General features: G+C 50.8%; 17 protein-coding genes and 7 pseudogenes. 18 read left to right on the top strand and 6 right to left on the bottom strand.

The genetic code is table 11. The features are described 5' to 3' along the window. Positions 1 to 67 precede the first annotated feature (67 nt). Positions 68 to 1519 carry an aspartate ammonia-lyase gene (gene aspA, locus DZ54_RS0104270; protein ID WP_420804832.1) on the top strand — a complete coding sequence of 484 codons (1452 nt, stop codon included), beginning with the start codon at positions 68 to 70 and terminating at the stop codon, positions 1517 to 1519. A gap of 87 nt (positions 1520 to 1606) precedes the next feature. Here the strand turns inward: aspA and DZ54_RS19020 are convergent. After that, positions 1607 to 2918: pseudogene (locus DZ54_RS19020) on the bottom strand (anaerobic C4-dicarboxylate transporter family protein). Positions 2919 to 3245: 327 nt separating this feature from the next. On the opposite strand from DZ54_RS19020, the gene ykgO reads away from it, so the two are divergent. The 7 genes and pseudogenes from ykgO to DZ54_RS0104230 all read left to right on the top strand — a co-directional run bounded on the left by ykgO (position 3246) and on the right by DZ54_RS0104230 (position 8262). Continuing rightward, positions 3246 to 3389, top strand: a complete 144-nt coding sequence (gene ykgO / locus DZ54_RS0104260; protein WP_025673198.1) for a type B 50S ribosomal protein L36 — start codon at positions 3246 to 3248, stop codon at positions 3387 to 3389. Between the two features lie 198 nt (positions 3390 to 3587). Beyond that, positions 3588 to 4100: a thioredoxin fold domain-containing protein gene (locus DZ54_RS19015; protein ID WP_025673197.1), complete on the top strand. Its 513-nt coding sequence runs from the start codon at positions 3588 to 3590 to the stop codon at positions 4098 to 4100. A 91-nt stretch (positions 4101 to 4191) separates the two neighbouring features. Then, a complete protein-coding gene (locus tag DZ54_RS0104250) occupies positions 4192 to 4824 on the top strand; it encodes a response regulator (protein ID WP_025673196.1) in 633 nt (210 codons plus the stop codon). 36 nt (positions 4825 to 4860) lie between these two features. Then, entirely contained in the window at positions 4861 to 5493 is a 633-nt protein-coding gene (locus DZ54_RS0104245) for a MarC family protein (RefSeq protein WP_025673195.1), read from the top strand. 181 nt (positions 5494 to 5674) lie between these two features. Further along, positions 5675 to 5940, top strand: a pseudogene (locus tag DZ54_RS19010) (DUF4212 domain-containing protein). Positions 5941 to 5952: 12 nt separating this feature from the next. Then, positions 5953 to 7680: pseudogene (locus DZ54_RS19005) on the top strand (sodium:solute symporter family protein). Positions 7681 to 7749: 69 nt separating this feature from the next. Beyond that, complete coding sequence (locus DZ54_RS0104230) at positions 7750 to 8262, top strand: hypothetical protein (RefSeq protein ID WP_025673194.1); 513 nt, start codon at positions 7750 to 7752, stop codon at positions 8260 to 8262. 274 nt (positions 8263 to 8536) lie between these two features. Here DZ54_RS0104230 and DZ54_RS25825 read toward each other — a convergent pair whose 3' ends face one another. The 5 genes and pseudogenes from DZ54_RS25825 to DZ54_RS0104210 form a co-directional block, all read right to left on the bottom strand. Next, entirely contained in the window at positions 8537 to 9262 is a 726-nt protein-coding gene (locus tag DZ54_RS25825) for a hybrid sensor histidine kinase/response regulator (protein WP_240473917.1), read from the bottom strand. A gap of 22 nt (positions 9263 to 9284) precedes the next feature. After that, a complete protein-coding gene (locus DZ54_RS25820; RefSeq protein ID WP_338057027.1) occupies positions 9285 to 9446 on the bottom strand; it encodes a hypothetical protein in 162 nt (53 codons plus the stop codon). Positions 9447 to 9450: 4 nt separating this feature from the next. Then, positions 9451 to 9579, bottom strand: a complete 129-nt coding sequence (locus DZ54_RS27040; RefSeq protein WP_338057026.1) for a hypothetical protein — start codon at positions 9577 to 9579, stop codon at positions 9451 to 9453. Positions 9580 to 9798: 219 nt separating this feature from the next. Beyond that, a pseudogene (locus DZ54_RS27035) lies at positions 9799 to 10160 on the bottom strand (PAS domain-containing protein); the annotation flags it as partial. Positions 10161 to 12110: 1950 nt separating this feature from the next. Continuing rightward, positions 12111 to 13286, bottom strand: coding sequence for a 3-phenylpropionate MFS transporter (locus DZ54_RS0104210; RefSeq protein ID WP_025673193.1), 1176 nt, complete (start codon positions 13284 to 13286; stop codon positions 12111 to 12113). A 214-nt stretch (positions 13287 to 13500) separates the two neighbouring features. Here DZ54_RS0104210 and DZ54_RS0104205 point away from each other — a divergent pair, with 214 nt between their 5' ends. The 10 genes and pseudogenes from DZ54_RS0104205 to prmA form a co-directional block, all read left to right on the top strand. Beyond that, positions 13501 to 15297: a DUF294 nucleotidyltransferase-like domain-containing protein gene (locus tag DZ54_RS0104205; RefSeq protein ID WP_025673192.1), complete on the top strand. Its 1797-nt coding sequence runs from the start codon at positions 13501 to 13503 to the stop codon at positions 15295 to 15297. A 1-nt stretch (position 15298) separates the two neighbouring features. Next, on the top strand, positions 15299 to 15922 hold the full coding sequence (locus DZ54_RS0104200) for a 3'-5' exonuclease (protein WP_025673191.1): 624 nt from the start codon (positions 15299 to 15301) through the stop codon (positions 15920 to 15922). Between the two features lie 228 nt (positions 15923 to 16150). Next, positions 16151 to 16834 (top strand): AMP-binding protein, encoded by a 684-nt coding sequence (locus DZ54_RS27335; RefSeq protein WP_420804829.1) that lies wholly within the window; start codon positions 16151 to 16153, stop codon positions 16832 to 16834. Next, a complete protein-coding gene (locus DZ54_RS27330; RefSeq protein WP_420804831.1) occupies positions 16803 to 17183 on the top strand; it encodes an AMP-binding protein in 381 nt (126 codons plus the stop codon). Before DZ54_RS27335 ends, DZ54_RS27330 begins: the two co-directional genes overlap by 32 nt. Beyond that, positions 17080 to 17489, top strand: a pseudogene (locus tag DZ54_RS27325) (AMP-binding protein); the annotation flags it as partial. The gene DZ54_RS27330 and the pseudogene DZ54_RS27325, both read left to right, overlap by 104 nt. Before the next feature lie 15 nt (positions 17490 to 17504). Next, complete coding sequence (locus DZ54_RS27320; RefSeq protein WP_420804830.1) at positions 17505 to 18101, top strand: AMP-binding enzyme; 597 nt, start codon at positions 17505 to 17507, stop codon at positions 18099 to 18101. Positions 18102 to 18372: 271 nt separating this feature from the next. Next, the gene (aroQ, locus tag DZ54_RS0104190) at positions 18373 to 18828 is read left to right on the top strand and encodes a type II 3-dehydroquinate dehydratase (protein WP_025673190.1); all 456 of its coding nucleotides are present in this window, start codon (positions 18373 to 18375) and stop codon (positions 18826 to 18828) included. Between the two features lie 25 nt (positions 18829 to 18853). Next, complete coding sequence (gene accB, locus DZ54_RS0104185; RefSeq protein ID WP_025673189.1) at positions 18854 to 19312, top strand: acetyl-CoA carboxylase biotin carboxyl carrier protein; 459 nt, start codon at positions 18854 to 18856, stop codon at positions 19310 to 19312. 10 nt (positions 19313 to 19322) lie between these two features. After that, positions 19323 to 20665 (top strand): annotated as a pseudogene (gene accC / locus DZ54_RS18990) (acetyl-CoA carboxylase biotin carboxylase subunit). 126 nt (positions 20666 to 20791) lie between these two features. After that, positions 20792 to 21365, top strand: a pseudogene (prmA, locus tag DZ54_RS18985) (50S ribosomal protein L11 methyltransferase); the annotation flags it as partial.

Raw genomic sequence — 21365 nt, 5'->3', positions numbered from 1 at the left:
CAATATTTGTGGCGACGTTTTAATCATTATAATAACTTGATGTTAAGGCCAACGCATGTCTCAGACGATTATTACCCCCAATGATACCCCTACGCAAACCACTGCCACCCGCTTGGAAGAGGACTTACTCGGCCAACGAGCGGTGCCTGCAGATGCGTATTATGGCATTCACACCTTGCGCGCGATTGAGAATTTCACCATCTCAAGCACCCGTATTTCTGATATCCCAGATTTCGTACGCGGCATGGTTTACACCAAAAAAGCCGCCGCGATGGCTAACCAAGAGCTTGGCGTGATCCCAACCGATGTCGGCGATTACATCATTAAAGCTTGTGACCAAATGTTGGAAACCGGCAAATGCATGGATCAGTTTCCCTCGGACGTATTCCAAGGCGGCGCCGGCACCTCGGTCAATATGAATGCGAACGAGGTGATCGCTAACCTCGCCCTTGAGTTGATGGGTCATGAAAAAGGCGATTATGATGTGATTAACCCTAACGATCACGTCAACAAGAGCCAATCGACCAACTGTGCGTATCCAACTGGTTTCCGTATTGCGGTCTACAACAGCATTCTCAAACTGATGGATGCGATTGATTACTTACAAAAAGAGTTCGATGTCAAAGCCGATACGTACGCTCACGTGATCAAAATGGGCCGCACCCAATTGCAAGACGCCGTCCCTATGACGGTGGGGCAAGAGTTCAAAGCCTTCTCTGTGCTGTTGCGTGAAGAGATCAAGAACATCAAATACACGGCCGCCTTACTGTTAGAAGTCAACTTAGGTGCTACCGCGATCGGGACCAAGTTGAATGCGGCGGAAGGTTATCAACAGTTAGCGGTGAAGCATTTAGCTGAAATTACGGGCTTGCCTTGTATCCCCGCCGAAGATTTGATTGAAGCCACCTCAGACTGTGGATCGTATGTGATGGTGCATGGCGCGCTAAAACGCCTTGCGGTCAAACTGTCGAAGATCTGTAACGACTTACGCTTACTCTCTTCTGGACCACGTGCAGGGCTCAATGAAATTAACCTACCCGAAATGCAGGCCGGTTCATCCATCATGCCTGCCAAGGTCAATCCGGTGATCCCTGAAGTGGTCAATCAGGTTTGCTATCGGGTGATGGGAAACGACACCACCATTACCTTTGCCGCTGAAGCCGGTCAACTGCAACTCAACGTGATGGAGCCTGTGATTGGCCAAGCGCTGTTTGAATCTATCTCGATACTGGCGAACGGCTGCCGCAACCTCGGAGAAAAATGTGTGAGCGGAATTACCGTAAACCAAGAGGTATGCGAGCACTACGTGCATAATTCGATTGGGATTATCACTTACCTCAACCCCTTTATCGGTCACCACGAGGGCGATATTGTCGGTAAGATTTGTGCCGAAACGGGTAAGAGCGTCAAAGAAGTAGTACTCGAGCGTGGCTTAATGACAGAGTCTGAGCTTGATGAGATATTCTCGGTTGAGAACCTCATGCATCCTAAATACCGTGGTAAACGCTTTAACGCTTAGTGGATAAAAGCTAAGACGATCGTTCACAAGCAACACATATAATGAAGGGCGCTCAAGGCGCCCTTTTTCATATCGGTGAAACAGCCGCTATAACATCTGCGTAATCAACAAACCACATGCAATACTGAAGACCATACTCAATAAGCCTGGCACCATAAAGCTATGGTTGAAAACATACTTACCAATCCGCGTGGTACCCGTGCGGTCAAAATCGATAGAGGCAATAATCGGACCATAGTTCGGGACGAAGAAATAACCATTCACGGCGACAAACGTGGCAATGATCATCGAAGGTGGTAAGCCCAGCGAAATCGCCACCGGAACAAGCACTGCCGTTGTTGCACCTTGGCTATTCACCATCACTGATAGGGCAAATAAGGCAAAAGCAAATGTCCATGGCGCCACTTCAACCAAGCCAGATACCGCGTCTTTAACCATATCCAGATGGCCGGCAACCAAGGTATCCCCTAACCACGCAATACCAAAAATAGCGACAATCGCGCGCATCCCGGCATGGAAGACCGAGCCTTGGCTAATCGCATTGCCATCTGGCTTACAGGTTAGAATAATTAACGCGGCAACAGACAACATCACGATTTCAATGGTGTGGGCCATGCCCATTGGCTCACCATCAAACGCCGGACGCAAAGCCGGGAAGGCACCCATAATGACCACAGCCAAGGCACCGAATAAAAACAAAACGACCGATTTTTTCGCCTCAGGCGTCACTTCGATATCTTCTACCGCAAGATCGGCTTCCATTTCTTGACGAAACGCAGGATCTTGCAGGCGACGTTGATATTCAGGATCGTCTTTAAGCTCTTTACCCAGTTTATTCACGATCACACAAGCGAGCGCCAAGCCGATAAAGGTGCTAGGAATGGTCACTGACAGCACATCTGTCAGTGTGATGCCTTGCGGCTCTAAAAAGGCGACACATGCAACCACAGCAGCGGCAATAGGGCTGGCCACAATCGCAAACTGTGAGGCAATTACCGCCATACCGAGAGGGCGGGCAGGACGAATCCCGCTTTTGCGGCTCACTTCGGCAATGACAGGTAATACCGAATAGGCCACGTGTCCAGTGCCTGCCATCATGGTGAAGACATACGTCACTAGAGGGGCAACAAAGGTAATGTGACGAGGGTTCTTGCGCAAAATGCCACTCGCAATTTTAATTAAAAAATCGAGCCCCCCCTGCCGCTTGCATGGTCGCAGCGGCGGCAACCACCGCCATGATCATTAATAAAACATCAATCGGAGGGTGCGTCGGCTGCAAACCGAACACAAAACTCAAGACTAAGAGCCCAAGCCCGCCCATCACACCTAAACCAATGCCGCCGATACGGGCACCGACTAAGATGCAGCTGAGTACCACTAATAACTCAACCAAAAACATAACTTTCTCCTACTTTGGATAGACTTTTCCACTACGTCGCGTTCACACACGAGAGTAAACGCGCCCAGCACCATGGCCAAAGTCTAACCAGGGTCCGTAACGCGTATGTTGATTCAGGTAAGAAAAAGTAACACTTTTTGCGAACAGACAACAAAATGTCGATAAATTGAGATCTCTGACCTAGACAGTAGGGACTTTTCATTTCTCTCATTAATTGTTATGTTATATCGTAACAATTAATGAGAGGGTTATCATGAAAGAGGGGCGCGTGGCCCATTTTGCGCGCAAGTTTGGCCAAGTCGGCCTCAGTAATAAAAAGGAAGAAGAATGAAAGTCGTGAACTCACTGAAAAGCGCCCGCCAGCGCCACCCTGATTGTCAGGTTGTCCGTCGTCGAGGGCGCATGTTTGTGATTTGTAAAACCAATCCGCGTTTTAAAGCGGTGCAAGGCAGATCGAAAAAACGTACTTAGACACGCTCTCATTGTCGACATACACCACATCGTCACTAAGCCAGTCGTCGCTAGGCCCTTGAAAAGCTTAGCGACTCTTCTGATTCCGCATAATAACAAGATGTCCCCTCACTCAAACACGTGATCAATTCGACCACGTTTACCGCATCGTTATGCTAATTGTGTATACTCAAGTGAGTCATAGAAAAAGGGTACACGATGAGAACACGTCGCCGTTTGTTATTCACTGCTGTTTGCCTAGTCAGCGCGATTGCAATGAGTGTTGCATATGTACGCTATGCGCATCATTGGGCTGCACCAACAGAGCCAGAAAACACGGTCCAGTCCCCCACATTTATTACGGTAAATACTCAAGAATCCCTTGAGAACGAGCTCGCCAAAGCCGCCGCTAACCAACAAATTGCCTTCGTCGACTACTACGCCGATTGGTGCATTCCCTGTAAACAGTTTGCCCAAAAAACCTTCACCGATCCGACAGTGGCCAAACAGCTCAACACCATGCACCGGATTAAAGTGGACCTAAGTGAAAACCGTTCCGAAGATTTTGCCTTAATGCGTCGCCAAGCGGTGGCAGGATTACCGACGCTCGACTTTTGGCTTCCTAATGGTGAACGGCACCATGCGGCACGAGTGACAGGCTTTTTGCCCCCTGAAACCTTCCTAGCTCACCTCAATGAACACGCCCTCATGCAGTCAGTAAAAAGCAAGTAATGATCAATCTCTTAGTTCTCTTGTTAMACAAATTGACTAACCCCTTTGTCTGGTGGTAGGTTGGAAGAAATTGAAGGAAGATAGTCGCTTTATGGACGCGCAACACACCATCGTTATTGCTGATGATCATCCACTGTTTCGAAATGCCTTATTTCAATCCGTGCACATGGCGATAAGCGGTGCCAACCTGCTGGAAGCCGATAGCTTAGAAAGCTTGCATCAGATCTTAGCGCGAGACGCTGAGGTCGATTTAGTGCTGCTCGATCTCAAAATGCCGGGCGCTAACGGCATGTCTGGTCTGATTGCGTTGCGTCACCAACATCCTAGTCTGCCCATCGTCGTCGTCTCTGCCAGCGAAGAGCACAGTGTGATCCGTCAAGTGCGTTCACATGGTGCGTTTGGCTTTATCCCTAAGTCCAGTGATATGCGTGCCTTGGTGCAATCGTTAACCCAGGTGCTCGAGGGGACGCCCTGTTTTCCCGATGATCTTGGCGAAGAAGATGACAGCGAAAGCTTATCCAACAAACTTACCGCGCTTACCCCACAGCAATACAAGGTGTTGCGCATGCTCTGTGACGGTCTACTCAATAAACAAATCGCCTATGAGCTCGCCGTTTCCGAGGCGACTATCAAAGCGCACATGACCGCTATTTTCCGCAAGCTCGGGGTAAACAATCGTACGCAAGCGGTGATTTTATTGCAGCAATCCGATATCGAACTTTGATACGCTAGCACGCTCGACACCTATTTTGGAGCGCTCATGTTAAGTATTCTTGCCACTCAATTCGTGATCTTATGGGCCGTGATCGATCCTGTCGGTAGTGTGCCCATTTACCTCTCGCAAACCAGCCATATGACGGCGAAACACAAACGTCGCGTTGCTATTAAAGCTGTCACTATTGCCTTTGCTATTTTGCTTTTCTTTCTCATTATCGGTCAGATTTTGTTGGAAGCGATGCAAATTCCACTGCCCGCTTTTCAAGCCGCGGGCGGTTTAGTGCTCCTTCTTTTTGCTCTGACCATGATTTTCGGCGAAGGCAAACCCAGCCAAGAGGCCAAAATGCTGAGCGAAAACGTCGATAAAGCCGAGATAGCGGCAACGGCCGTTTATCCGTTGGCGGTGCCTTCCATTGCCTCCCCTGGCGCCATGATGGCCATCGTGATGCTCACCGATAACAACCGCTATGCTATTACTGAACAAGCGATTACCGCAGGTGTGATGTTTTTAGTCCTGCTCGCGACCTTGGTCCTACTCTTGGGTGCCAATATCATTCACAAAGTGATCGGTAATGTGGGGGCTTCCATTATTAGTCGCGTAATGGGACTAATTCTCGCCTCAGTGGCGGTGGCTAATTTACTCGAAGGGATCCAAAAGTTTTATCACCTTAGTTAGACCTTTGGCGAAAGCCTTGGCTGGCTCAAACGGAGTCAGCCCAACCTACCTCACAAAACACCTGCGTTTTTCTGCGATTGCCCACAACCAAGCTCGACTAAAGTTGCAATGTCGATATACGACATCCCCTGCTATCGTCTTGATGTAACATTCCATTAACGAGATAAACAAGGAGAAGGCGATGGCGTTTCAAAGTAAGGAACACGCAAAAGCTACTGGGACAGAAACGTCAAACTGATGATCAGCCTACTGATTGTTTGGTTTGTGGTCTCATTTGGGTGCGGGATCTTATTCGTTGATGCTCTCAATACCATTCAAATTGGCGGCTACAAATTAGGATTTTGGTTTGCTCAGCAGGGATCGATTTATACCTTCCTCGGCATCATTTTTGTGTATACCAAACAAATGCGCAAACTCGACCGCGAGTTCGGTGTGGACGACGAGTAAGAGGATAAAAGCATGGATTTAAGAACCATTACTTATATTGTTGTCGGGTTCACATTCGCACTCTACATCGGGATCGCGATCTGGCACGCGCAGGCTCAACCAAAGAATTCTATGTCGCGGGCGGCGGGGTCAACCCCATCGCAAACGGGATGGCCACGGCTGCAGACTGGATGTCAGCCGCTTCCTTTATTTCAATGGCCGGCTTAATTGCCTTTATGGGTTATGGCGGTTCGGTGTTTTTAATGGGTTGGACTGGCGGCTTCGTGCTTCTGGCATTGCTGCTCGCGCCCTATCTACGTAAGTTTGGCAAATTTACCGTGCCAGAGTTTGTCGGTGAGCGCTTTTACTCCAAAACCGCTCGCATTGTGGCAGTGGTCTGTTTAATTATCGCCTCGGTCACTTATGTTATTGGCCAAATGAAAGGGGTKAGGTGGTGGCGTTTGGTCGCTTCCTGGAAGTGGATTATTCCACTGGGCTATTAATCGGTATGGTGATTGTCTTTATGTATTCCGTGATGGGCGGGATGAAAGGCATTACTTACACCCAAATTGCTCAATATTGCGTCCTCATTTTAGCTTACACTATTCCCGCAATCTTTATTTCCCTTAACTTGACCGGTAACCCTTTTCCACAGCTGGGCCTGGGTAGCACCATGGCAGGCACCGATCAGTATCTGCTCGATCGACTGGATCAGGTGGTCACCGAACTTGGCTTTGTGGAATACACCACCGCAGTGCGTGGCAGTACGCTGAATATGTTTGCGTATACCATGTCACTGATGATTGGTACCGCTGGCTTACCACACGTGATTATCCGCTTTTTTACTGTGCCGAAGGTACGTGATGCACGCGCCTCTGCGGGCTGGGCGCTGTTCTTCATTGCGATTTTATATACCTCAGCGCCTGCGGTTGCGGCCATGGCGCGTTTGAACCTGATGGACACCGTAAATCTGCCCAATGGTGACAACCTCGCCTATGATCAGCGTCCAGACTGGTTTAAAAACTGGGAAAAAACCGGGCTACTTGGTTTTGATGATAAAAACGGGGATCAAAAATTCAGTACACGTCGGATCCCGCCACCAACGAGTTACGCGTTGACCGCGATATTATTGTCCTGGCCAATCCCGAAATCGCCAAATTGCCTAACTGGGTGATCGCATTGATCGCAGCCGGTGGGCTTGCGGCTGCGTTGTCGACCGCTGCAGGGTTATTATTGGCCATATCGTCCGCGATATCCCATGACTTGATTAAGGGAGTCGTCAATCCGAATATCAGTGAAAAAGGGGAATTACGTGCCAGTCGTATATCGATGGCCTTAGCGATTGCTGGCGCTGGATACTTGGGGCTTAACCCGCCAGGCTTTGCGGCCGGGACAGTGGCACTTGCCTTTGGTTTGGCAGCGTCATCGATATTCCCGGTACTGATGATGGGGATCTTCACCAAAACCATCAATAAAGAAGGCGCAATTGCCGGTATGGTGGCAGGTATTAGTGTCACGCTATTCTATGTATTCCAACATAAAGGGATCCTGTTTGTCGCTGATTGGACCTACTTAGAAGGCTTGGGAACTAACTGGATACTCGGTATTGAACCTAACGCATTTGGTGCAGTGGGGGCAGTCTGTAACTTTGTCGTCGCCATCATTGTGTCACGCATGACTAAAGAAACACCGCAAGAGGTGCAAGACTTAGTCGAACACGTTCGCATGCCATCGGGTGCGGGTGATGCGCAATCACACTGATACACAGTTAACCTATCAAGCCCCTGCGGGGGCTTTTAAACAACCGATTATGTCCAGCCAAGGAGAGGCATGATGTCCACAATAACGCGTTTACTCACCAACAAGCATGTGATTATCGCTATGCTGGTCGCGCCAGTGCTCGCCGTGATTGCCTATTTTGCCGTCGATGCCAGTGTGTCTGAAGTGCCCAAGGCGGCACAACTGGGGAAAAGCTACCCGCTTGCTGTCCGTTCCAACTGTCGCTATACCAGCGGGTTTTGTCAGCTCGAAAATGGTGATATGAAACTAAAACTGGAGTCACAAGGGATCGAGGATAATCAGCTGACGTTGCGGCTGATCAGTGAGTTGCCTTTAGAAGGTGTTCGTATTGGTCTGGCACAGACCTCGCCCCAAGCGATGCAAGCCACCGATGATAAAGGTACCCACTGGCTCGTATCATTGCCGGCGCCAGAGAGTAATGATGCACAAATCCGCGTCGCGGTGAGCATGGCGGGTAGCCATTATTTCGCACAAACGCCTGCTACGTTTATTGAGCACAAGACCTTTTATACCGAACATCAACAAGCCCAAGATGCATCATAATCGACGACAAGATTGCGTCATAATCGACGATACGATGATGTCACGGGGCCCATTAGCTATTCAACGCCATCACGGCAGGTCGAATCGCGGCAATAATCACAGCGATTTTATGTTCATACGCTTGTTCGGCAAGCCAATGGTTCACATCGGCCCATCCGTCGCCATCCAAGTGAGCGAGATCATCGACCTCAATATACCATCGATGGATTAAATCGGCCTTCTACCTTGACGGTTCCGATATCGGTTTCAAGGCGTGAGAGTGTAAATGGCGTCATCATTTTCCTCGTTGTTGTAACAGGGTGCGTAGCTTTAGTGGCTTCACGGGCTTAGACAGATAAGTAAAGCCTAGTCCAGTGACGGCCTGCTGTGTTTCCGCACTGCGATCAGCGCTGATAATCACGCCGTTAAAACACGCCCTCAACTTGAGTTGACATTGCTGTAAAACTTGAAGCCCGGTTTGTTGATTGGTCAAATGATAGTCACTCAGCACAAACTCAGGCTGCCATTGCTCACTGATCTGCTGTATCGCCTCGCAGACATCCTGCGCACACCGAACCTCACAGCCCCAGCGCGATAAAAGTTGGGTCATTCCGGTCAAAATATCTTGCTCATTATCGACACATAATACGCGGCACCCTTCTAGTTCCCGCACGCGGTTTGGTGCAGCGACAGCCGGGTTCGCGTTCACTGCGCTGGCATCACTGCCATCCACTGTCATGGAGAAAACCGTACCACGGCTTGGCCATGAGCGTAGTCCCAGCGGTTGAGATAAGATTTGACTGATCCCTTTCGCAATAGCCAACCCTAACCCAAGCCCTTGCTCTGCACCTTGGCGCTCAATCCGAGTGAATTCTTGAAAGATATCTTGCTGGCGCGCCAACGGGATCCCATCGCCATCATCCCAGACCTCGATCCGGTAATCATGGCCTGCACGACGCACTCCGAGTAATACCCGCCCTTCTGGATTGTAGCGGAAGGCATTGGTTAAAAAGTTTTGCAACACGCGCCGTAGGAGGGTTTTATCAGAACGCACAATCGCCCGGCTGCGGCAAACATGAAAATCGAAGCCCTTGTCGACGCGCCAACACCCCAAATTCCGCTTCAAGCGCATCAAAAACTTCACGCAATGGAAAAGATTCAATCCGGGCTTTCATCTTGCCTGATTCAAGACGCGAAATATCCAACAAGTCACCAATCAATACCTCTGCACTCTCTAGCGCACTTTCGATATGTTGTGAGGCCGTTTCTTGTTTCACGGTTAACCGCCATTTCACTCAGTGATGACGCAAACAAGCGCGCGGCATTGAGTGGTTGCATCAAATCATGGCTCACTGCGGCTAAAAAACGGCTTTTTGACTGCGAGGCAGATTCCGCTTTACGGGTGGCGTCGATTAAACGGCTATTCAAGCGCTCCAATTCCTGCGTTCTTTCCGTGACTCGCGCTTCTAAGGTTTCGTTAGACTGTTTCAGCGCGGCCTCCGCATCGCGAAAAGCGGTGATGTCGGTAAAAGTCATCACAAAACCGCCGCCGGGCATCGGGTTCCCTTGCAATTCAATCACGCGTCCATCGGGGTGGACGCGCGAGGACGTATGAGGCTTTCTCCGTGTTAAATGCATCACCCGCTTGCTCACATGCTCCTCAGCATCACCGGGGCCACACAGACCGCGCTGTGCGTTAAAACGAATAAGATCGGCAACCGGCCTCCCCACTTGAATGAGCCTGGTGGGAATTGAAACATATCGATATAACGTTGATTCCACGCCACCAGCCGCAATTGTTTATCTACCACCGAGATCCCTTGGTTGATATGCTCAATGGCGCCTTGCAAAAGACCTCGAGAAAAATCAAATAACTCAGAGGCTTCATCCACGATGGTGGCAATTTCCTCCAGCTGCATATTTCGCCCTTGCAGTGCAGAGGACAGCACAAGCCGGGCGGATGACGACCCAAACACTCCCGCGAGCACCCGCTCGGTATGACGAATTAAAGGCGCACTGGCCTGTTGCTGAGGAACTAACTCCTCACCGCGCTGCTCTGCAAATTGGCTAAAGGCCTGGCGCATACGCCGACGCCCCACAAAACGCGACGCCAGCATCTCAAGTTCTGCGACCGTGACTCTGCTTTGATACAAACGCGCGCCATCGTTTTCGGGTAAGGGCATGCCGACAAACGCCGCCGCTTGCAAGCGCTCACTCAGTGAAGGACGCGTCAATAAAGAGACGAAGATAAAACCGGCGGCATTCATCAATATGCTAAAGGCCAGCCCCCAATCAATGATATTGAGCCCAGCCAATGGAGGGAATGCCGGAGGGCTAATCAACCAGATGAGGATATTTGATTGCCCGTCACCTGCCAGCATGCCCGTTTGGGTCATCATGGTCACTAACCAAAGCGAAAATCCCAGCATTAGCCCGGCATACACCCCTTTTTTGTTGCCTTGCCGCCAATACAAGGCGCCAATCATGGCAGGCGCAAATTGCGCAATCGCAGCAAACGACAGAAAACCAATTTCAGACAAGGTCGGGACGGTTAAAATCAAATGATAGAAACCCCAGGCGGCAATCAAAATCAAGAAAATCAATGCGCGGCGGACGTTGAGTAATAAGCCAGAGAGTTGCGCAAAGTTGCGTGAGGTCATTTTCATGCGCCGCAACAGCAGCGGCATCACCAGATCATTGGAGACCATAATGGCCAGCGCAATGGTAGAAACAATCACCATGCCACTGGCTGCCGAGGCGCCACCCATAAACGCCAGTAATGCCATGCCCTCGGCCCCCACGGATAAGGGCAAACGAATCACATAAGTATCCGCCGGCGTACCCGGCAATAACGCTTGTCCCGCATACGCCAGCGGGAGGACAAAGATCAACATAAGGAGTAAGTAGGTCGGGAATACCTTGCGCGCCGTATTCAAGTCACTCGCACGCGTGTTTTCTACCACCATGGTATGAAACTGGCGTGGCAGACAAATAATGGCCGCCCCCGTTAAAAAGGTATGGATGATTAAGCTGCCCATGTCTGGCTGGCCTATCACGCCTGACGCCTCAAGTGTTATTGGCAATGTCGGTGCTTGAAATAGCAGTGTCACCACAAACACCCCGACCCCGAGAAAAGCCACTAGCTTGATCACAGATTCAAACGCCACGGCCATCATCATCCCGCGATGATGTTCGGTGCTATCAATGTGTCGGGTACCAAATAACACTGTAAAAACGGCGAGGACGACACACACCAACCACGCAATTTGCGTTTGATCTAAGCCAACACGCTGACCAATATCTGGCGAGAGCACATCAAGCCCCATGGCAATGCCACGTAGTTGCAACGCAATATAAGGGAGTACTCCCACAACGGCGATCAGCGTCACCATCACAGCCAGTCCCTGAGACTTGCCATACCGCGCCGCAATAAAGTCGGCGATCGAGGTAATATGTTCGCGTTTGGCGATCAGAATGAGACGAGCGAGAAGACGCCACCCAAGGGTAAACACCAAGATTGGCGCAAGATAAATCGGCAGAAAGGACCATGGCGAGCTAGACGCTTGTCCCACGGTGCCAAAAAAGGTCCAAGAAGTGCAGTAAACAGCAATAGAAAGACTATAAATCCAAGGCCGCCATTGATGCAGCCAACGTGGCTGACGATCGCCATACCAGGCAATGGCAAACAATGCCCCCATATAGAGCAGTGAGACAGAGACAATTACCCAGCCTTGTGTCATGACTCCCTTCCTGACGCCGTAATGTGCCAAATCCTTTGGCTGGGTGTATCATGGCAACGGCGCCCACTCAATCACGCAATGCTGGCTTTGTGGGCGCTCTAGCTAATTTATTGCAAGCAGATGAGTCGTTTATTGCACACTGGCTTGTTTGGCGCGTCGAAATTCGGGCTCGCGCAAAGGGAGTACAAAAACGGGCAATGCGAGCAGTGCCATCGCATAAAAGGTCCCCGATGGCGAAACCGCATAAATCCACCCGCTTGTGGTAGTGAGAGCCGCCACCACCGCCCCCATGGGCAGAGCATTGTAAGCGGCTTGTGCTGCGACCAACCGCGTCCCGCATTCACGCTGAATATACTGCATCGCCCCCAAGTGTGCGCCGGCAAAGGTAACGCCATGCAGCAGCTGGACCAACACCACGGGAATCGCAGCGGTCGTGGTACCAGTGATCCCCCAGCGGACTAAAACACCTAAAGCGGCCAGTTGGAATAGCGACTTCGACGACCAACCGCTAAATAGACGGGCACCGAGAGCAAACACGGCCACTTCTGACACCACCCCCAAGCTCCATAAATAGCCGACGATGCTCTCGCTGTATCCCGCCTGCTTCCAATAAATCGCACTAAAGCTGTAATAGGCGGCATGACTGCCTTGCAGCAAAGAGGCGATCAGCAAGAACACGATCACCTGACGATCGCGAAATAGCTGACGCATTGACACTTTGCTGCTTGTCATATCATGCTCGCTTTGCGGCATAATTGTGGGACGACGCAATGTCAGCAGCAAACAAGCCGATAAACCACCGATCGCGATCCAAGGAATAATCGCGGCGGATTGTTCCGTTACCAGCCAGCCCGTCAAGCTTGAGCCAACAATAAAAGCAATGGATCCCCAAAGACGCGTACGACCATAGTCGATATAGCGATGACGCGCGTAATAGTTTGCCAAGGCATCAGACAGCGGCACCGCCGGGCCAATCGCTAAATTAAATAAGACGGTCACCAAAGCCAGCCACCATACATTGGCGCCCATGATGGGGTGCAATGCGCACGTCACTAACGCCATCAGTGTCAACGCCCGCAGCGCCGGCAACAAGGCTTCAACCCGTTGCACGCGCGGTGTAAACACTAAGTTGGCCACACATCGAGTTGCAAAACCAAGCCCGATCAAGGTCCCGATGACACCCGAGTTAAGGCCTAGAGACTCAAACCATATCGCCCAAAACGGCAAATACACGCCATACGAAAAAAAGAAGCCGCCAAAATACGCAGACAGCCAACGAAAGGGAGAACATTGGGTTAACGTCATACCATTACTTCACATTAAGATACATATCGCGCCAAGTGTCGCAGTAATAGGGTTGGAAAAAAAGACATAAGCGGGGCTTATTGCTGGCAAAACATTGATCTCATCGATGAAATCATCATCTTTGGCTAGACTAAAGTCGGCTAGCAGGATTGCTGGGGCTAGGACACACTGACGTTACCACACTGAGAAGTGCGATATCGTGAGGAGTGCGATTATGCCTGAACCCTTTGACACCGCTCATCCACCGTTTAATTACTTAACGCCCACCCAAGCCAAACAATGTCGACAAGCGCTTGATGTCGGCTATTTTCGGCGCGGCGATACCCTGATCCACGCGGGCGATACCGGCGAGCAGCTCTTTATTATAATTAAAGGCAGTGTCGAGGAAGTCTCAGAAGACGGCAAAGAAGTATTTTCTCACTACACGTCCGATGATTTATTTGACGTCCCCGCGCTTGTGCAGGGCACTGCCAAACATCAATACCGCGCCTTAGAAGATACGCTCTGCCACCTGCTACCGGCCGAGGCATTTCTTGCTATTTATCATAACAACCCGGATTTTCGTGGTTACTTTGAGACCAATTTACAGCGCCGACAAGCGTTAATGGTGCAAGCGCGTCAGCAACAAAATCTCGCCGAATTTATGCTCACCAGGATTGATGATAGCAATATTCAACCCGCGTTATGTGTCTCCCCTAATCTCACGCTACAAGCGGCCACCGTGCAAATGAAAGGCGAACGCTGTGACTGCGCGTTGGTCAATTTTGACGATGGAGAGTGCGGGATCATTACTCGGACGAATTTATTACACGCTTTGGTACTCGATGGCCATGATCAATCCGTCCCTGTCGGGGAGATAGCCACACGACCGGTGGTCAGTGTTGAGCACGGTGATTTTCTCTTTCACGCGATGATCAGCATGACGCGCCGGCGTGTGAAGCGAGTGCGTGTGGTCGACAACCAAGGGCAAACCGCTGGGATGCTTGATCTTCCACAAGTGCTGAGCCTGTTTTCAACCCACTCACACGTGCTCAACTTACAAATTGCTCGCGCCCAAACCATTGATGAGTTAGTCGTCGCCGCCAATAGTCAGAGCAAGCTGATTCATACACTGTTTAACAACGGCATCCACACCCGCTTTGTGATGCAACTCATCGCCACCGTGAATGAACAAATTATGGAAAAAGCATTTCGGTTACAGGTGCCCGAAGCTTTCCAGCAGCGATGCTGTCTCGTGGTGATGGGCTCAGAAGGGCGGGGAGAGCAGATACTTAAAACCGATCAGGATAACGCCCTCATTCTGGCCGATGATCTGAACTGGCCAGAATGCCAACACATCATGGATATCTTTTCACAAACGCTTTACCAACTGGGCTACCCCCCCTGCCCCGGCAATGTGATGGTCAGCAACCCCAAATGGGTGAAAACCGCCTCGCAATGGCAACAAGCCGTGCGCAACCTCGCCCACAGTGCTAATGAACAGAGCGTCATGGATCTCGCGATACTGGCCGATAGTCATCCGATCGCCGGTGATCTGACGCTGATTGATGCGATCCAACTCCCCCTTAGCGATACCTTGACCGACAATATGTTGACGCTCAATACTTTTGTGCGTCCAGCACTCGCATTTCGTGTTCCTTTAACCGTGTTTGGCTCGCTAAAAAGCAGCAAAGATGGGTTAGATATCAAAAAAGGTGGCATTTTCCCGATCGTTCACGGTGTCCGCACCATGAGCTTAGAAAAAGGGATCACAGAGACCAATACCTTTGATAGGCTTGAGCAACTTGCCAAGCTAGGCACGCTCGCAGACGAAACGGCGGAAAATCTCTCAGAGGCGCTGAAACTGTTCATTCGTCTTCGCCTACGTCAACAACTTGATGGCGAGCAGCAAAGCAACTGTCTCGATGTCGCCCACTTACCCGCGAGTGAACGCGATCTTTTGCGCCATGGCTTGCATGTGGTGAAAAAGTTTAAACAGTCACTGGCGTTCCACTATCACGTGAGGGACTAAGGTGAACAGGCTAGCACGCTATTGGTATCGCTATCGGTTACGCCACTCCCCTTACCGCGCACTCTTTTTGCCGCCCGATAAACGTACCCTGATATCACTCGATTGTGAAACCACCAGCCTCGACCCGGCCCATGCCGAGTTGGTAACCATTGCAGCAACCCCGATCAAAGGCCATCGTATTATGACCAGTCAGGCGCTGACACTCACGCTTGCGGCACCCAAGAGCTTAAGCGCTGGTTCGGTGCGCATCCACCAAATGCGTCATCAAGATCTCGCCCAGGGTGTCAGTGCCAAACAGGCCATGATCTCCCTGATTCACTTTATCGGCAATCACCCCCTGGTCGGCTACCATATTCGTTACGACAAAAGTATTTTGGACCGCTATTCTCGTCAATATCTTGGCTTTCCACTGCCCAACCCTCTGATTGAGGTGAGTGACATTTATCAGCGTAAATTAGAGCGCTTGCTCCCTAATGCTTACCATGACATCAGCATCGAAGCGATCAGCCGCCATCTTGATCTCCCACTTCCTGCTCGCCATGATGCCTTAGACGATGCCTTAGCAGCAGCACTTATTTATGTCCGCCTCACGCATGGCGAGATGCCGATCCCTCAATCTCGGTAGCCAAGCCACCCCTCAATCGCAATAAAGTGCGACCTAGCCCCCAGTAATTGGCCCGACAACTCAATAATCCACCTAAAAATCAAGGGGTCATCCTAAAGTCTAATTGCCGGATAGCCTTATATGTCACACCTTTACTGCATGGTTTACGTTTGCCAGGCAGCGGTAACGCCTGACATCTCACGACATGGAAGCGCCGCGTGGAGCATCGCGGACACGAGGAGAAACAGGATGAGCGATAGTCACGTATATCCCGTCATGCCTTCAATTGCACAAAAGGCACACGCTGATGAGGCCAAATATCAAGCACTCTATCAGCAGTCAATTACCGACCCTGAGGGGTTTTGGCATGAACAAGGCCAGATAATTGATTGGATAAAACCTTACACCAAGGTCAAACAGACGTCCTTTGATACGGGCCATGTTGATATTCGCTGGTTTGAAGATGGCACACTCAACGTGGCGGCAAACTGTATTGATCGACACCTAAAAGACAAAGGGGATCAAATCGCTTTAATTTGGGAAGGCGATGACCCGAATGACGATGCCAGCCTGACCTACCAAGCGCTTTATGAGCAAGTTGGCCGATTTTCTAACGCGCTAAAAGCGCAAGGAGTTAAAAAAGGCGATGTGGTTTGCTTGTATATGCCGATGGTGATGGAAGCGGCGATCGCCATGCTGGCTTGTGCGCGCATTGGTGCAGTACATACGGTGGTGTTTGGGGGCTTCTCTCCAGAAGCGCTCGCCGGCCGCATTATTGACTCGAATGCGAAGGTCGTGGTGACGGCGGATGAAGGGGTGCGTGGGGGGCGTGACGGTCCCGCTAAAGCAAAACGTCGACGAAGCCCTGACCCATCCCAGCGTGAAATCAATCGAAAAAGTGGTGGTTTACCAGCGTACGGGCGGCGACATTGATTGGCACAACCATCGTGACGTTTGGTGGCATGATGCGACGGCGAACGCGTCGGTCGATTGCCCTGCGGAAGAAATGCAGGCGGAAGATCCGCTTTTCATTCTCTACACCTCCGGCTCCACCGGCACACCAAAAGGCGTTCTCCACACCACAGGGGGTTACCTGGTTTATGCCGCAATGACCTTTAAATATGTCTTCGACTACCAAGACGGGGAGGTCGTTCTGGTGTACCGCCGATGTTGGCTGGATAACCGGTCACAGTTATCTGGTTTATGGCCCACTCGCGAATGGGGCAAAAACCATTTTATTCGAAGGTGTCCCTACCTATCCAAGCACAGCGCGCATGAGTGAAGTGGTCGATAAACACCAGGTTAATATTCTTTACACCGCCCCCACCGCGATTCGGGCGCTGATGGCCAAAGGCAATGAAGCCGTGGCTGGCACCCAGCGTGACTCGCTAAGAATCATGGCTCGGTCGGCGAGCCCATTAACCCAGAAGCGTGGGAGTGGTATCACAGCACTATCGGTAATCAAGCCTGTCCTATTGTCGACACCTGGTGGCAAACAGAGACGGGCGGGATCTTGATTACTCCGCTTCCCGGCGCCACGCCACTCAAACCAGGCTCAGCGACGCGACCTTTCTTTGGTATTCAGCCAGCGCTGGTGGACAACATGGGCAACCTTCTTGATGGTGCGGCCGAGGGCAACTTGGTGATACTAGACTCATGGCCAGGGCAAATGCGCACCGTGTTTGGTGATCACGATCGCTTCGAGCAGACTTACTTCTCGACCTTCAAAGGGATGTATTTTACTGGTGACGGTGCGCGCCGTGATGAAGACGGCTATTACTGGATCACCGGTCGCGTTGATGATGTGCTCAATATATCAGGTCACCGAATGGGCACGGCTGAAGTTGAATCCGCCCTAGTCGCGTTCAATAAAATTGCCGAAGCAGCGATTGTCGGTGTCCCTCATGATATTAAAGGCCAGGCAATTTATGCCTATATTACCCTCAATGCTGGTGAGATCCCCAGTGCCGAACTGCATAAAGAAGTGAAAGAGTGGGTGCGCAAAGAAATCGGCCCGATTGCGACGCCAGATTTTATTCATTGGACGGATGCGCTCCCTAAAACGCGTTCCGGTAAAATCATGCGTCGTATTCTCCGTAAAATTGCCACAGGTGAAACCGGTAGCTTGGGCGATACGTCCACTCTCGCCGATCCGAGTGTGGTCGATAAACTCATCGCAGAAAAAGAAAGTGTGGTTTAAACATTCGATTGCTTAGCAACCTTTGCCGCCTACGGGCTGGCTTTTTTTTGTATTGATCCGCGCCAAACCGGCTTGGGTACGCAACTTTTCGACAGAATAAGGAGAAAGTGTGCTGATTAGACCAGTATTTTGCTGCGATTTGCGGTGAATTCTCTATAATTGACCTCACAAAGGACAAAATCGCATGCAGTGCACCATCACAACATGCGCACCGGCAGGAATTCACACTAAGCTGACACGATGTTAGCGAATAGGAGAAGTAAGCCTCAAGATGTCGACAAGAAACCACATTTTAGTCTTAAACGGCCCGAACCTTAACTTGCTCGGACGCCGTGAGCCTGAACACTATGGCTCTCAGACGCTCGCGCAAATAATGATAGCGTTAGAGGCCCAGGCCGTAGGATTAACGCTGACCCTTGAGCACTTTCAATCCAATAGTGAAGCTAACCTCATCGATAAAATCCATCAAGCCATGGAGAGCGTGGATTTTATCATTATTAATCCAGCCGCCTTAACGCACACCTCAATCGCATTACGCGATGCACTGCTTGGGGTCAATATTCCCTTTATTGAAGTGCATTTATCCAACGTTCACGCCCGCGAACCCTTCCGGCACCACTCCTATTTGTCGGATAAAGCGGTAGGCGTGATCAGTGGACTAGGGGCTGATGGTTACGAATTCGCTTTAACAGCCGCCGCACGCCATCTCGCGCTTGCGGCCAAGTAAAACAAAACATAAGAAGAGACGTATTATGGATATCCGTAAGATTAAAAAGCTGATCGAACTTGTTGAAGAATCAGGCATTTCCGAACTCGAGATTGCTGAGGGCGAAGAGTCAGTACGCATCAGTCGGGCAGCACCTGCACAAGCAGCCGCACCACAGTACGCACCACAATACGCGGCACCGGCTGCACCTGCAGCTGCACCTGCCCCAGAAGCGTCTGCTGCCGAGCCTGCAAGCGCACCACAACCAACGGGTCATCAAGTGCTATCGCCCATGGTCGGCACCTTCTATCGTGCACCAAGCCCTGAATCAGCGGCGTTTGTCGAAGTCGGCAGCCAAGTGAAGGAAGGCGACGCCCTGTGTATCGTTGAAGCGATGAAAATGATGAACCAAATCCAAGCCGATAAGAGCGGGGTGGTCAAAGCCATTCTGTGTGAAGATGGCCAGCCGATTGAATTCGACGAACCACTCGTGATCATCGAATAAGCGAGGGCGCATGTTAGATAAAATTGTAATTGCTAACCGTGGTGAAATTGCCCTGCGGATCTTGCGTGCTTGTAAAGAGCTCGGTATTAAAACCGTGGCTGTGCACTCCACAGCAGACCGCGATCTCAAGCATGTCTTGTTAGCCGATGAAACCGTCTGTATTGGCCCCGCGCCAAGCAATCAGAGCTACCTGAACATTCCTCGCATTATCAGTGCGGCTGAAATCACCGGTGCGTGGCGATTCACCCCGGTTACGGCTTCTTGTCAGAAAATGCGGATTTCGCCGAGCAGGTCGAACGCTCTGGTTTTGTGTTTGTCGGCCCAAGAGCGGAAACGATTCGTTTAATGGGCGACAAAGTTTCTGCAATAGAGTCGATGAAAAAAGCCGGCGTACCTTGTGTGCCCGGTTCAGATGGCCCTCTCGGTGGCGATCAAGAGAAAAATAAAGCGATTGCCAAGCGTATCGGGTATCCCGTCATTATCAAAGCGTCTGGCGGCGGCGGTGGCCGTGGTATGCGTGTAGTGCGCGCCGAGTCAGAACTAATTGACGCCATTGCTATGACGCGCTCTGAAGCAAAGTCTGCGTTCAGCAACGACATGGTTTACATGGAAAAATTCCTTGAAAACCCACGCCATGTTGAAGTGCAGATCCTCGCCGACGGTCAAGGTGGTGCCATTCATCTAGGTGAACGTGATTGCTCAATGCAACGCCGCCATCAAAAAGTGGTCGAAGAAGCCCCTGCGCCAGGGATCACTGCAGAAATGCGTAAGTTCATTGGTGAACGTTGCTGCCGAGCGTGTGTTGAAATTGGCTATCGCGGCGCCGGCACCTTTGAATTTTTGTATGAAAACGGCGAGTTCTTCTTTATCGAGATGAATACCCGTATTCAAGTTGAGCACCCTGTGACTGAAATGGTCACGGGTATCGACTTGGTCAAAGAGCAACTGCGAATCGCGGCCGGCCAGCCGCTGTCGTTCACCCAAGACGATATTCAAATTCGTGGTCATGCGGTCGAGTGTCGGATCAACGCGGAAGATCCAGAGCGCTTTATTCCCAGCCCGGGCCAAATTAAACGCTTTCACTCACCGGGTGGGATGGGCGTACGTTGGGAGTCCCATGTTTATGCAGGCTACCACGTTCCCCCTCACTATGACTCCATGGTCGGTAAGCTCATTTGCTATGGGGAAAACCGCGACGTTGCGATTGCGCGGATGCGAAATGCGCTCGCAGAAACCGTAATCGACGGGATAAAAACCAATATCCCACTCCAGATCGACATTATGAATGATGAACACTTCCAACGCGGTGGCGCCAACATTCACTACCTCGAGAAAAAGCTCGGTTTGTCATAACCAGAGCCTGGCACGATAAATAGACGCCAAGCGGCTTGCATACTTGTAAGCCGCTTTTGTTTGCAGCATGCACCGTGTTGATCTGGTAAAATCTTCAATACTTCTTACCCCAACGCGAGATTCACCATGCCTTGGATCCAACTCAAACTAAACGCCAACGCCGACAATGCTGAAGCACTCGGCGACTTGTTAATGGAAGAAACAGGCGCGCTGTCTGTAACCTTCTTAGATGCCAAAGACACGCCGGTTTTTGAACCCTTACCCGGCGAAACCCGGCTTGTGGGGCGAAACAGACATCATGGCTTTGTATGATGCACAAGCCGATATGGACACCGTATTAGCGGTATTAAACGCGAGCCCATTGCTGGCTGATAACTTTATCCACAAAGTCGAGCAGCTAGAAGACAAAGACTGGGAACGCGCATGGATGGATAATTTCAAGCCGATTCAATTTGGTGAGCGGTTATGGATCTGTCCGACCTGGTGTGAAGTGCCTGATGACAATGCAGTGAACGTGATGCTGGATCCTGGCCTCGCATTTGGCACCGGCTCGCACCCAACCACGGCCCTTTGTTTGGAGTGGCTTGATAGCTTGGATCTCAACGGAAAAACCGTGATTGATTTTGGCTGCGGCTCGGGCATTCTTGCTATTGCTGCCATTAAGCTGGGAGCCACGCGCGTGATCGGATTGGATTATCGA

This window comes from Salinivibrio socompensis S35, from assembly GCF_000513715.1.
Taxonomy (GTDB): Bacteria; Pseudomonadota; Gammaproteobacteria; order Enterobacterales; family Vibrionaceae; genus Salinivibrio; species Salinivibrio socompensis.
Note: the sequence above shows the minus strand (reverse complement) of the source record. Positions and strands in the feature narration are given on the sequence as shown.